This is a genomic window from Flagellimonas amoyensis (assembly GCF_003058265.1).
GTDB classification, from domain to species: Bacteria; Bacteroidota; Bacteroidia; order Flavobacteriales; family Flavobacteriaceae; genus Flagellimonas; species Flagellimonas amoyensis.
In genome coordinates this window covers 103458-116607 of sequence record NZ_QBUK01000006.1, presented here as the reverse complement: position 1 = coordinate 116607, position 13150 = coordinate 103458, and the positions used below count along the sequence as shown (strand labels likewise).

General features: G+C 47.3%; 14 protein-coding genes. 4 read left to right on the top strand and 10 right to left on the bottom strand.

The features are described 5' to 3' along the window. Window positions 1-2: 2 nt before the first annotated feature. The 3 genes from nqrF (at window position 3) to DB398_RS09935 (ending at window position 2782) form a co-directional block, all read left to right on the top strand. The gene (gene nqrF / locus DB398_RS09945; protein WP_108424241.1) at window positions 3-1313 is read left to right on the top strand and encodes an NADH:ubiquinone reductase (Na(+)-transporting) subunit F; all 1311 of its coding nucleotides are present in this window, start codon (window positions 3-5) and stop codon (window positions 1311-1313) included. Window positions 1314-1417: 104 nt separating this feature from the next. Further along, a complete protein-coding gene (locus DB398_RS09940; RefSeq protein WP_108424240.1) occupies window positions 1418-1777 on the top strand; it encodes a Na(+)-translocating NADH-quinone reductase subunit F in 360 nt (119 codons plus the stop codon). 3 nt (window positions 1778-1780) lie between these two features. Further along, window positions 1781-2782, top strand: a complete 1002-nt coding sequence (locus DB398_RS09935; protein ID WP_108424239.1) for an FAD:protein FMN transferase — start codon at window positions 1781-1783, stop codon at window positions 2780-2782. Here DB398_RS09935 and DB398_RS09930 read toward each other — a convergent pair whose 3' ends face one another. The 5 genes from DB398_RS09930 to gpmI all read right to left on the bottom strand — a co-directional run bounded on the left by DB398_RS09930 (window position 2783) and on the right by gpmI (window position 6389). Continuing rightward, the gene (locus tag DB398_RS09930) at window positions 2783-3547 is read right to left on the bottom strand and encodes a class I SAM-dependent methyltransferase (RefSeq protein WP_108424238.1); all 765 of its coding nucleotides are present in this window, start codon (window positions 3545-3547) and stop codon (window positions 2783-2785) included. Between the two features lie 26 nt (window positions 3548-3573). After that, window positions 3574-3720 carry a GxxExxY protein gene (locus DB398_RS18625; protein ID WP_262497741.1) on the bottom strand — a complete coding sequence of 49 codons (147 nt, stop codon included), beginning with the start codon at window positions 3718-3720 and terminating at the stop codon, window positions 3574-3576. Window positions 3721-3758: 38 nt separating this feature from the next. After that, the gene (locus tag DB398_RS18620) at window positions 3759-3947 is read right to left on the bottom strand and encodes a GxxExxY protein (protein ID WP_262497740.1); all 189 of its coding nucleotides are present in this window, start codon (window positions 3945-3947) and stop codon (window positions 3759-3761) included. A gap of 61 nt (window positions 3948-4008) precedes the next feature. Beyond that, window positions 4009-4827, bottom strand: coding sequence for a type I methionyl aminopeptidase (gene map / locus DB398_RS09920; RefSeq protein ID WP_108424237.1), 819 nt, complete (start codon window positions 4825-4827; stop codon window positions 4009-4011). A gap of 44 nt (window positions 4828-4871) precedes the next feature. Continuing rightward, window positions 4872-6389, bottom strand: a complete 1518-nt coding sequence (gene gpmI, locus DB398_RS09915) for a 2,3-bisphosphoglycerate-independent phosphoglycerate mutase (protein ID WP_108424236.1) — start codon at window positions 6387-6389, stop codon at window positions 4872-4874. A 211-nt stretch (window positions 6390-6600) separates the two neighbouring features. On the opposite strand from gpmI, the gene DB398_RS09910 reads away from it, so the two are divergent. Continuing rightward, on the top strand, window positions 6601-6981 hold the full coding sequence (locus DB398_RS09910; protein ID WP_108424235.1) for an ankyrin repeat domain-containing protein: 381 nt from the start codon (window positions 6601-6603) through the stop codon (window positions 6979-6981). Between the two features lie 117 nt (window positions 6982-7098). Here the strand turns inward: DB398_RS09910 and DB398_RS18665 are convergent, their stop codons facing one another. The 5 genes from DB398_RS18665 to DB398_RS09890 all read right to left on the bottom strand — a co-directional run bounded on the left by DB398_RS18665 (window position 7099) and on the right by DB398_RS09890 (window position 12830). After that, window positions 7099-7266: a DUF6747 family protein gene (locus tag DB398_RS18665; protein WP_313777786.1), complete on the bottom strand. Its 168-nt coding sequence runs from the start codon at window positions 7264-7266 to the stop codon at window positions 7099-7101. A gap of 123 nt (window positions 7267-7389) precedes the next feature. Further along, on the bottom strand, window positions 7390-8154 hold the full coding sequence (locus DB398_RS09905; RefSeq protein WP_108424234.1) for a M48 family metalloprotease: 765 nt from the start codon (window positions 8152-8154) through the stop codon (window positions 7390-7392). Window positions 8155-8334: 180 nt separating this feature from the next. After that, a complete protein-coding gene (locus tag DB398_RS09900) occupies window positions 8335-9069 on the bottom strand; it encodes a M15 family metallopeptidase (RefSeq protein WP_108424233.1) in 735 nt (244 codons plus the stop codon). 221 nt (window positions 9070-9290) lie between these two features. Then, a complete protein-coding gene (locus tag DB398_RS09895) occupies window positions 9291-10466 on the bottom strand; it encodes a gliding motility-associated C-terminal domain-containing protein (RefSeq protein ID WP_108424232.1) in 1176 nt (391 codons plus the stop codon). A gap of 3 nt (window positions 10467-10469) precedes the next feature. Beyond that, window positions 10470-12830, bottom strand: coding sequence for a bZIP transcription factor (locus tag DB398_RS09890; RefSeq protein ID WP_159076386.1), 2361 nt, complete (start codon window positions 12828-12830; stop codon window positions 10470-10472). Window positions 12831-13150 lie beyond the last annotated feature (320 nt).

The window sequence follows — 13150 nt, the reverse complement described above, 5'->3', positions numbered from 1 at the left end:
AGATGATTTTAGCCGCAAGTACCGGAGGTACCATTCTGATTACCGTAGTAGCCTTTTTGGTTTTGTTGTTGTTGTTGGTGGCATTGTTGCTTTTTACAAAGGAAAAATTGTCTCCTTCAGGTCCTGTTACCATTACGATCAACGGTGAGAAAAAAGTGGAAGTAGGTTCTGGAAGTTCGCTTCTGTCCACTTTGGGTAACCAAAAAATATTCCTGCCTTCCGCTTGTGGAGGTGGTGGAACCTGTATCCAATGTGAATGCCATGTGCTATCGGGCGGAGGTGAGGCATTGCCTACCGAAACTCCCCATTTCTCCAAAAGAGAATTGCAGCATGGGGCCAGATTGGCCTGTCAGGTGAAGGTGAAACAGGATATGGAAATTACCATTCCTGAAGAGGTGTTCGGGATCAAGAAATGGAATGCCACAGTGGTCAGGAACTACAACGTGGCCTCTTTCATCAAGGAGTTTGTGGTAGAGATTCCTGAAGAAATGAACTACAAAGCAGGGGGCTATATCCAAATTGAGATACCTCCATGTGAAGTGAAATATTCAGACATCGATATTACCGCCCACCCAGAGGAACACGAAACGCCGGACAAGTTCAAGAACGAATGGGACAAGTTCAACCTATGGCCCTTGGTCATGAAAAACCCTGAAACGGTGGAGCGTGCCTATTCCATGGCCTCTTACCCTGCCGAAGGAAGGGAGATCATGTTGAACGTGCGTATCGCGACGCCACCATGGGACCGTTCCAAAAATGGATGGATGGATGTCAATCCTGGGATTGCTTCCTCTTATATCTTTGGCCTGAAGCCAGGTGACCCTGTAGTGATTTCAGGTCCGTTCGGTGAATTCTTCATCAACGAATCCGAAGCTGAAATGCTTTATGTAGGTGGGGGTGCAGGTATGGCCCCGATGCGTTCGCATTTGTACCACTTGTTCAAGACCCTACGGACCAACAGAAAGGTGACCTATTGGTACGGTGGACGTTCCAAGAGGGAGTTGTTCTATTTGGATCACTTCAAGCAATTGGAAAAGGAATTCCCTAACTTCAAGTTTTATTTGGCACTTTCTGAACCACTTCCAGAAGACAATTGGAAAGTGAAGAAAGATATCAATGATGAATCAGGGGACGGTTTCGTTGGGTTCATCCACAATTGTGTTATCGAGAATTATTTGAACCACCACGATGCTCCTGAGGATATTGAGCTTTATTTCTGTGGACCACCCTTGATGAACAAGGCAGTAGAGAAAATGGGCCAGGATTTTGGTATTCCAGATGAGAATATCAGGTTCGATGACTTTGGAGGATAGACCAAAAGTTGAAAACTTGACCTCCCCGAACTTGGTTTCGGGGCGGTCAACGAGAAGAATATATAAAACCGACCGATGCCCAAAGCATCGGTTTTTTGTTGCTTATGGGAAGAGAATTGACAGAACAGGAATTGCACAACCTGGCCATGAACATTGTGGGCCGCGAACTGGAGGCCAATGGTTTCGAGTTTATGGCCATCAACAGTAAACTGAAGAAAAACCCCCAGTATGTGTGCCTCAAGGAAAAATTGCTGCATTTTATTGTGGTGCGCAATGTGGAGTTCCCTTTGGATCCCAAGGAATATGATGCTGAATTGATGCAGACCGTAAAGGACCATGCCCTCAAATTCGAGGCAAGGACCTTCTATGCCGGGGTGGGACTTTCCAATGCTTCGGACAGGGGCCTTCCGTTATATTTGGATGAAGAATATATTGTGGATTATCAAGGATTGATTGAGATATAGATCATGAAAAAAACGTTCATTTTAGGGGTGTCCCTTCTGTTTTTGTGCTGCACCAAGGGACAATGGACCAAAAACCAGAATTGGGGCAATGCACTCGGTACCACCTATTCCATCATTTACATTGCGGATAGGGAACTGGATTATCAGCAAGAGATCGATTCTGTATTTCAAGTGGTGAACCAATCCATGTCCACCTACATCCCCACATCGGACATCTCCAAGATCAATGCAGGCGACTCCACCATTGTTGTGGACGATATGTTCAGGGAGGTCTTTGATATCTCGAACAGGGTACACAAGGTCTCAAACGGCTATTTTGACCCCACTGTGGGCGTTTTGGCCAATGCATGGGGATTTGGTCCCGGCGAACAGTTGGAGCTTGACAGTCTGCGTGTAGATAGCCTTTTGGCCTATGTGGGATGGGACAAAGTGGCCCTTAATAAGGACAATACCATATTCAAGGCGCACCCAGCCATCCGTTTTGACTTTAATGCCGTGGCCAAAGGCTACGCCATAGACCGATTGGGCGCGATGTTGGATGCCAAGGGCATAAAGAACTATTTGGTGGAAGTGGGTGGAGAAGTGCTTGCAAAGGGTACCAATCTAGTTTCTGAAAAACAATGGACCGTGGGCATCGATGACCCTCAAGTGGAGGAAGGCCGCCAACTCAAGCAGATTGTTTCCCTTAAGGATAGGGCCATGGCCTCATCGGGGAACTACCGAAAGTTCAGGGTGGACCCTGAAACAGGGAAAAAGTATGTGCACACCATCAACCCAAAGACAGGATATACCAAAAGTTCCAATGTGCTGGCCACGAGTGTCGTTGCGAACACCTGTGCTTTAGCCGATGCCTTTGCCACCACCTTTATGGCCATGGATCTCGAAGAGTCCAAAAAACTACTTGGGGAACATGGGGAATTGGAGGCTTATATCATTTATCTGGATGAAGAGGGAAACACTGCCGAATATATGACCCCCGGGTTCAAGGCATTGGTGGGAAAGTGATCATTTCCGCACCAAAGGAATGATTTCCCCTTTGGCCAATCGGTATTTTTCCACATCTTCCTTTGGAAGAACAGAAGTGTAATCCACCTCCTCTACGGTGAACCCAACGCTGCGGAGTTTGTCAAAATAGTCCCTTCCGTAAATACGCACATGGTCGTACTGCCCAAATATTTTTGCCCGTTCCTTTTTATCGGTGATGGTGTCGTCCTCAAAAGTCTTTCCGCGTTTGAGGTCCTGCGGAATCTGGAAAATGCCCCACCCCCCTGGTTTCATCACCCGGTAGAGTTCCTGCATTGCTTTGGTATCGTTGGGGATGTGTTCCAGTACATGGTTGCAAAAGATCACATCATAACTATGGTCTGCGAACGGTAGGTCACAGATATCCGCTTTCACATCCGCCAAGGGCGAATTGAGGTCGGTTGTGGTATATGAAATGTTTTGCATCCTTCTGAACCTTTTGTAAAAGGCCTGTTCGGGTGCAAAGTGCAAAACTTGGAGGGTTTTGGTGAAGAAATCCGTTTCGTTCTTGAGATAGAGCCAGAGCAGGCGGTGCCTTTCCAAGGAGAGGGTAGAAGGGGAGAGCACATTTTCCCGCGGATTCTCATAGCCATAGGGAAGAAAACTCCTGAAACTTCTGCCATCGATAGGGTCGGTAAATTTTTTTCCCTTTAGGGAAAGAGCGATCAAGGGACGTACCCAATAACTCAATCTGATCAGAAGGGGTCTTGGAATAAGATTGAGAAGGTATTTAAATAGTTTTGACACGAATTACACAAATTTACACGAATGGCTTAAAGTAAAACTCTCTTATACGTAAGTTGATCCTCTCCAAAATTCACAATCAAGCCCAGTTTCATTTTGGATGCAGCCAAGTAATTCATGGTCTGCTTCACATGGCCATTACCAATTTTTTCAACTGCTTTGAGTTCCAAAATCATTTTATCATCAATAATAAAATCAGCAAAATAATGGTGTTTTAGCAGCCTCCTTTATAGATAATGTCAAATTTGGCTTCTTTCCTGAACGGAACACCATTGGATTTCAGTTCAATTTCCAATGCATCGCTATACACTGCCTCACTAAAACCCTTGCCCAATTCATTGTGGACATCCATGCACAGACCAACAACAAAATAGGACTCATTTTTATACAGGATTTGGGACATATAAATTTGAGAAATTAGTGAAAATTCGTGGTATTCGTGTCAGCAAAAAGACTGTTTGGGGCTAAAGCACCAATTTTTTGCTTCGGAATTCCTCCTCCTCATCACTGGTGATGCCCAAGGCTTCGTAGATGTATTGATATGTAGAGAGTAGTTCTGGTTTTCCGTCCACCAAGGCCACATCATGTTCAAAGTGTGCACTGGGCTTACCGTCCGCGGTCAGAATGGTCCATCCGTCCTTCAACTGCTTGATGCGCCTTGTTCCCATATTGATCATGGGTTCTATGGCGACCACTGTACCATTGACGAATTTTTTTCCACGCCCCCTTTTGCCATAGTTGGGCATTTGGGGGTCTTCATGGAGTTCTTTTCCCAAGCCGTGGCCCACGAGTTCGCGTACCACGCCATAGCCATGGTCCTCACAGTATTTTTGAATGGCATAACCCACATCGCCCACTCGGTTTCCTTCCTTGAATTCCCGAATACCGATGTATAGGGATTCCTTGGTCACCCGGAGTAGTTTTCTGGTTTCCTCGGCCACTTCGCCCACTTCAAAGGTGTAGGCATGGTCCCCATAATAGCCATTTTTGAGGGCACCGCAATCCACGGAGACAATGTCCCCTTCCTTGAGGGTGTCATTGTTCGGGATGCCATGCACCACTTGGGCATTGGGGCTCCAGTTTAGGGTATTGGGGAAATCGTACATGCCCAAAAATCCGGGAACAGCACCCTGTTCTCGGATATACTCCTCGGCCATTTTATCCAGATGCAAGGGATTGGCGCCCGGTTTGATCTCCTTGGCCAACATGCCCAGGGTCCTGGAGACCACTAGGGCACTTTCACGCATCAATTCAATTTGCTCTGCTGTCTTGACTTGAATCATAGCTGCAAAGATAAATTGATTCTATGGATTTTGGCCATCTTTGTCTAAACGAGTGGTTTTTGCGTCATCGCTTCGGGCTGTGCCACTCCCATCAGTTTTAGGATAGTGGGGGCAATGTCCCCTAAAACACCGCTTTTGATCTGCTTCAGTTCCTTATCCACCAAGATCAAGGGCACAGGGTTGGTGGTATGCGCCGTATTGGGGCTACCATCCGGATTCACCATGGTGTCACAGTTGCCATGATCGGCAATCACAATGGATGTGTACCCATTGTCCAACCCAGTGGTAATCACTTCCTTGGCACATTCGTCCACCGTTTCACAGGCTTTGATGGCTGCTGACATTACCCCGGTGTGGCCCACCATGTCAGGGTTGGCAAAATTAAGACAGACAAAATCCACCTCTCCTTTTTGAAGTTCGGGGATGATGGCATCGCGTATCTCGTAGGCACTCATTTCGGGTTGCAGATCGTAGGTGGCCACCTTTGGTGATGGACACAGGATGCGTTGTTCCCCTTCAAAAGGTTCCTCGCGCCCGCCATTGAAGAAAAAGGTCACGTGCGGATATTTCTCCGTTTCGGCGATCCGGATCTGCTTCTTTCCATTTTTGGCAAGCACTTCTCCCAAGGTTTCCTTGATGTTGTCCTTGTCATAGATCACCTTGACGCCCTTGAAGGATTCGTCATAGTTGGTCATGGTGACATAATACAGGTCCATTTTGTGCATGTTCTGCTCATGGAAGTCCTGTTGGCTCAACGCTTGGGTAAGTTCCCTTCCACGATCGGTCCTGAAGTTGAAGAAGATGATCACATCCCCGGCTTGTATTTTGGCCAAGGGTTCTGCGTTACTGTCCGTCAAGACCAAAGGTTTGATGAACTCGTCGGTGACCCCTTCGTCATAGCTTTCCTGCATGGCCTTGCCGATGTCCTGTATTTTTTCGCCCTCGGCGTTCACCAACACATCGTAGGCCAATTTTACCCGTTCCCATCGTTTGTCCCGGTCCATGGCGTAGTACCTGCCGATCACGGTGGCCAATTTGGTGCTTTTGTCGGAACAGAAATTCGTAAGGTCCACCAAAAAGTCTTTTCCACTCTTGGGGTCCACGTCCCGACCATCCGTAAAGGCATGTACGTATGCGTTTTTGACACCACTTTCATCGGCGGCCTTGATCAGTGCTTTTAGGTGGTCTATGTGACTGTGCACGCCACCATCGCTCACTAAACCAAGAAAGTGTACGGCCTTGTTGCTGCCCTTCGCAAAGGCAAAGGCCTCTTGGATCACTTTTTCGTTTTTCAGGGTATCTTCCTTCACTGCCTTGTTGATCTTGGCCAGGTCCTGGTAAACGATCCTACCGGCCCCAAGGTTCATGTGCCCCACTTCGCTGTTGCCCATTTGTCCCTCGGGCAGGCCTACGTTCATCCCGTCAGTGAGCAGGTCCGCATTGGGGTATTGGGTATATAGTGAATCCACAAAAGGGGTGTTCGCCTGTGCTATGGCGGAAACTTTGGGGTCTGGGGATTTTCCCCAACCATCCAATATCATTAAAATGACCTTCTTGTTCATGTAATCAGAATTGTGAGCTCAAAAATAAAATGATCTGCTTGGATGCCCTAGGGATTCCCTGTTTTTCTGATTGCGAAATTGTTAATTATTTTATGTTAATATTGAAAGGTTGTTAAAATTTAGTTATTTAAGTGTTAATCGTGTAACATCTTGCCTTTTGCACAGTCTACTTTTATAGAAGTTTTAATTCATTAATCAAAAAACAATCATCATGAAAAAAACAATTTTTGCAGTAGCTGCATTATGCATGCTAGCAGTGACCGGCGTATCCGCCAATGAACTTCCCTCCAACGAAAATCCGAACCTTATCACATCGGTTCCCGAACTCAGCAGTTTTTGTAAGGCTGTGATGCAGGGTGATGTGGAAACCGTAAAAAAACTTATCGAACTGGGAGAGGATGTGAACCAAAAATCTTTGGGTATGGCCCCCGTACATTTTGCGGCACGTTACAACAAAGCTGAAGTGTTGCAAGTGCTGATCGACAATGGAGCCGATTTGAAACAGCGCTGTGACAAGGGCTATTCGGTAAAAAAACATGCCGAGTTGTCCAATGCCACCGATGTACTGGCTCTCTTGGAAACCGCTATGTAAAAAGAAAAAGGAGTTTATTCGTCCAAACAAAAAGGGCCCATCCTTAAGGATGGGCCCTTTTTTTGCCTCATTTTACCTAATTTATAGTGTCCTAGCAAAAGAGTATCTCATCGTGGCCTAGAATTCAAAGCCAGTAAAAGCCCTGTACAAAAATGCATATACCGCCATGAACAGCATAACCGCACAAAAGATGGAGTACCCTTTCAAAAAAAGTACCACAAAGCTTGGTTTACAATCGTCGAATGCCTCAAAATAGAGGTGCTTAAAGTGTAATAGTGTTCCCATAATGTGTTCTCTCGTTTTGGATAGCACAAATGGGCAAGCAAATGGATGGTTTTCGATTTGGGGTCACTTCAAAGATAGTGAAATCTAATCACTTGGGCTCTTTTCTCGATAAACGTCCCGATTCTATCGACCTGAATATTTTTCGATGGCCTCCCTGATCTTTTCTATCCTGTTTTCCGGGTCGGGATGGGTACTCTGGAACTCCGGGACCCTATCGGGACCTGCGGCGGCCTTCAAAATTTCCATTACTTGGATCATCTCATTGGGGTCATAACCGGACTCGATCATGAACAGTACGCCAAGGTCATCGCTTTCCAGTTCGTCGCCCCGTCCATTTTTCAGCAAGGTGTTCTGTCCAATGCCGCTCACCACACTCCCCATGTCACCACCCACGGATGCGCCAGTGGCCAAGGTTTGCCAAAAGCCACTTTCGGCAATGCGTTCCGCGGAGTGCCTGCCGATGACGTGGCCAATCTCATGCCCGAGCACGCCGGCCAATTGGGCCTCGTTGAGTTGGGAAAACAGGGCGTAGGTGATGAAGATCTGTCCACCCGGAAGGGCAAAGGCGTTTATGGTGCGGTCGTCCGCGAGCAAATGGAAATCATACTTGTAAGGGGTCTCGCTGGCAATGCTGTTCTGTACCAATCGGTTGCCCACTTGGTCCACCAAGTTCTGCAAACGTTCATCTGGGTACAGTCCTCCGTGTTGTTGTGCCATTTCCGGGGCGCTCTGCAACCCTATGGCAATTTCCTGCTCGGTGGTCATGTCAATGTTCTGCACCCTACCCGTGTAGGGGTTTTCTTCTTGGTTGCTGCAACGGCGGATAAAAGCAAAGGCCACAATGGCAAGGCCTATCAGGATTCGGATCCTCCAACTTCCTCTTCTCATGGTCAATGGTGTTTAGTGTTAGTGGAAGATACGAAAAAAGGGACTATAAAAATGTGTTGTGTATTTTGAAGGTTTTTTGGCTTGGGATTCTGGTTCTCGATACAATTTTCATTGATTTCGACTTCGCTCAACCCTCAAAAATCACTCGAACTGACAAACTTCAATCAAAAATGCAATGGACTACAAAAGCTTGGGGTTGATGTCCAAAATATGGTCCTGGACATAGGTCCGTACAAATCCGGCCGTAAAGTGCTCAATGCCCAAAAACTCTTCTTCTTGCATCAGTTTCAACACATTTAGTTTTCGGTATGCCGTGAGCATGGGGATGGAAATGGGTGCATAGCTGTAATGCCATGGCTCATATTTGAAACCACGTCGTCGGGGATCGTTCGTGTAGACGAGATAAAAACCGAATTTTTCCGAGTTTTCGTCCAACCAAAGTTTTAACCCTTCGTAGGGACCGCCACTTTCAAATTTTCCGGGGACCAGTACGTCTCCCGATGCTTTGGGATACCCGTCTATGATGTCGATGTCGGTACCCCAGTGGTGCCTGCTGGTTCCGGGAATGGTGGAATACTCAATGATCTTGTCGATGGCATCCAGAGGGGACATGCGCTCGTCCTCGGTGTAGCTGAGGTATTTGCGCTCCCAAATGCCCTCCTGCCGGTAGAAATCCCGATAGCTGGACACGATCTTGATGTCGAACCCGTCCGAATAGGCGGCCTTTTTCATTTCCAAAAAAGCATCGTGTGCTGCTTTCCTCAAATTGATGCCCTCTCCAAAAAGTTCCACTTTGGCTTTTCCCATCAACTCTTCGGTGGTGTATTCCTCATCGGTGGGGAAAGGAAAAAATGGGGGTAGGGCGCAGGCCAGACCCGATACGGAGGTGGTTTTTAAAAAGGTCCTTCTTTTCATCGTAGTTCGTTATTCGGTTGTTACATTATTGGGGTGTTCCTTTTTTGGAACCTGTTCCCATCAAACAACGTAAAAATCGCAATAATCTGTCAATGGAACCCAAAAGAGATCAAAATTTATCCATCGTGCATTTGCGGATGAAGGTGGATTTTCGAATCTTCGACCTTCCCTTCGACTGCGCTCAGGGTGACAGCTCGATAGACTGTAAGATGTTTTCCCGATCAGCGGTCCAGGAAGAGGAAGCCGGTGTATTGCAGGTTCAGGTCGTCCAGGGTAACAAGGTAATAGTAGACCCCTTCGGGCAGCCCAATGTCCTGGCTCATGATAAGGCTCCCGGTGTTGGAATCGCCCCGGAACTCGTTGGTGTAATTGATCTTCTCAAAAACCTTTTGGCCCAAACGGTTAAAAATGCGCAGGCTGTTGTTGGGTGATTCGTCCATGTTGTCGATCACCAGAAAATCGTTGACACCATCGCCGTTGGGACTCAGAAAATAGTTGCCCAAGGTAGGGTTGTTCACCGCAAAGGTATCCGTGGGCAAGGGAACGGTAGCAAAGGTGATGGCTGTATATTCGCTGGGCAGAAAAGTGTCGGACGTAACGAACCCTTGGTTGATATCGCCGCTGAAGGCCGTGTTGCCAAGGACGACCCATTGTTTGGAAGACTTTCGCCAACCCACCACGATGACCGATTCGGCCGTGGCATTGGGGATAAGGGCCAGTCCGCTGCCCACATTCCAGCTTATCGTGACCTTTGCGGGCACATCGCTTTGAAATATCCAAAATTCGCGCTCGGATATGGTGCCGATGTCCCTTACTTTCCGATCGGTATCCAAGCTTTGTGGAAGAAACGAGGGGGTAGCTGGGTTTTCGTCAAAATAGGCGCAAATGGCCAAGGGTGTTGCCCCTTCGGACTCAAAGGTCAAGGGTCTCAACAGGGCGTTATCGCCAACGGGAAACGAAAAAAAGCTGCGGTTGTTGATGGCGGCAAAGCCAGTGACCTTGGATTGGTCGTTTTCACCGGTAAAGAACCCTTGGTCCATAAAGTTGAGGAAAACGGCCTGGTTGTCCTTCGGGCTCAGGAAATTGCCATCCACAAAGTTGACATTGTTCTTTACGTGGAGCGTGTTCTCCAGAAAAACCCGGTCTAGGATCATGATTTCGGTGTCCCACAGATGGGCGGGCGTGTTGCCCGATACTTCGATCGTGGTATTGCCATAGAAGCCCACCAGCCCCTCGGACTGATCAAAGACGGCATTGTTGATAAAGTTGGTGTGCAGGCCCAGCCCGCGGTTGGGACCGCCATTATGTACCTGCATGTTGCCGGCATGGTGCAGGGCGCTTTGCGCCACCGCAAAATGGGCGAACAAGAAGAATGCTATGAGGTGGAGGGGTTTCAAATGTTAATCTTGATTTTTTTCAGAAAGCATGGCTTTTATTTTCTCCATATCCGATTTTAGGGCATGGAGTTCCTCGGCCATTTTTTCATTTTCGGATTGTAGTTTTTCAATCTTCTTTTCCTGCTCAATGGTGTGAAGGAACAGCTCCTCGATTTTTTCGAGATGGGCCAATGAAGATTCAGCCAAACGATATTCACCAGATGACTTTACTTCATAAGCTGATTTTATTCCGGGTAGATGGTTGTTCTCTTTTACAAAAGCCTCAATTTCTTTCAAACTTCTGAATTGATAGCTATTGTTGAGATTGGAAAAACCAGTGTAATATTTTTGAAACACAAAATCTGGCACATCTAATATTGTTCCTCCAGAAACAAAATCTCCAGTTGTAGAAACATCACTGACAAAAGCTGGATTGATTTTGCTGCCGTCAATACCTGCACCTAGTTGAATATCATCATTGGTTATGGTGCCATCCTGAATTTTATCAGTTGTGACAGCATTGATCGCAAGTTCCAAATTTCCTACAGCTCCTGGATTGATTTCCAAAGTTACATTGTTCAGAGTTGCATCAGCTCCTCCACTGACATTTAAGTCCGAAGAGGTAATGTCGCCAGTTGTAATGTCGGCAACATCAATGGTGAAGTTTGGATAGCCTCCACCAATTATAACATTTCCACTTCCACCGTCTGTTAATGAAACAACTTGGTCAGGCGCTGTATTTTCCACGAAAAAGTCCAATCCAGCTTGTGAAACGCTTATTCCAGGGCCACCAGCAATGACATTTTGAATTTCATTGGTCGGGTCAAAATCTCCGTCACGGACATCCACTATTGCACTTGTCCCACCGGAAATGGCCACTTCAACGGTTTGGTTGGGAGTGCCACCCCCGCCGATGCTCAAGTTTTGGCTGTCAGTATTATCGGGAACATCGATGGTGAAGTTTGGATAGATACCGCCGATTGTTACGTTCCCGCTTCCTCCGTCTGTAAGTGCCACCGTAAGATCTGGCGCCGAGTTTGTCACTTGAAAGTCTTGCCCTGTTTGGTTGACGGATATGCCAGTTCCTGCGGAAACAGTTTGGTTTTCATTGTTGGGGTCAAAATCTCCATCTCGGACATCCACTATTGCACTTGTCCCACCGGAAATGGCCACTTCAACGGTTTGGTTGGGAGTGCCACCCCCGCCGATGCTCAAGTTTTGGCTGTCAGTATTATCGGGAACATCGATGGTGAAGTTTGGATAAGTGCCACCGATTGTTACGTTTCCGCTTCCTCCGTCTGCAAGTGCCACCGTAAGATCTGGTGCCGAGTTTGTCACTTGAAAGTCTTGCCCTGTTTGGTTGACGGATATGCCTGTTCCTGCGGAAACAGTTTGGTTTTCATTGTTGGGGTCAAAATCTCCATCTCGGACATCCACTATTGCACTTGTCCCACCGGAAATGGCCACTTCAACGGTTTGGTTGGGAGTGCCACCCCCGCCGATGCTCAAGTTTTGGTTGTCAGTATTATCCAAATATCCTGCAAGATTTACTTGGTTTCCCGGTGTTGCAGGATTGCTTAGGGTCAATATGTTGCTCGTTAAGTTTAGATCTTGAAGCTCGTTTGTTTCGTCCTTATCCAAATCCAAAGCGTCGGATGTTGCAATGGAATCATCCACATAACCCATCGTGGCTGCGTCCTGTAGGTCGGTTGGGTTTTGCAAATCTTTAATTTGCTGGTTTCCTGCACTGGGATCTACAGCAATGACATCGGCAAGATCCTGAGATTCGGTGATGCTGATATCCGCTTCGTTAATCAGCGTCCATGCGCTTCCATTCCATTGGAAAAGGTCGCCATTGGCACCTCCGTCCTGCAAATGGGACAGTCCCACCGAGCGAGGGGCCAAATCTTGGCTGCCCACGGTCCCGTTTTGGATCTTGTCCCCGTTTATCGCAGAGGGGGCAATGTTGGCCCCGTTAAGGATGCCCACTTCAAAGTTATAGTTGATGCTGCCATCCGGGTTGGGTGTTTCCGTGATCACCACAGTGTCGTCCAGCGCATTGGGGTTGATGGGTCTCATGTGTTCTGCCAACGTGCTCACGGTGAACGAATTGTCCAGTGATTTGCAGATGTTGATCCATTCGTCCCCGTTGTAATAGTGCAAACAGTTTTGGTCCGTGTTGTAGACCAATGCACCGCGCAAGGGGGTGATGGCATTCATTTGGACATCGGTCACCCTTGTGATCACCAGCACACTTGAGGTGCTTTCCAATTCCAGAATAGAAGAAGGATTCAATGTTTGGGGATTGTCCCCGATCTTGACCTGTGCGGTCAGGGTGTGGGTCATCAGTAGGGCAATGACCAAGTAGCTCATGTACGTTTTCACGGTGTCAGTATTTGAGGTTTTCCTAACGTAATCCACAAAACTAACCTTATCGATCCATTTTTTGGTCATTTCCCGTCGAAATGCGAAGTTCAAGGGTGAACGGGATATGGATTTCAGGTTTAGGGTTTCAGGTTGGGGCATAAAATATGAAACGACAAACCCCAAGTACCAAATTCCACTAACACAGCTCATCTGCGTTCCGGCAGGCAGAAGCAATTGTCCCCTTGAGGCCTGCCTGCCGCAGGTAGGGGACCTTGGGATGTTGGTCGTGGATTGCGAGATGTGGGTTTCGTGTTAGGACATAAGATGCGAAAACTCAA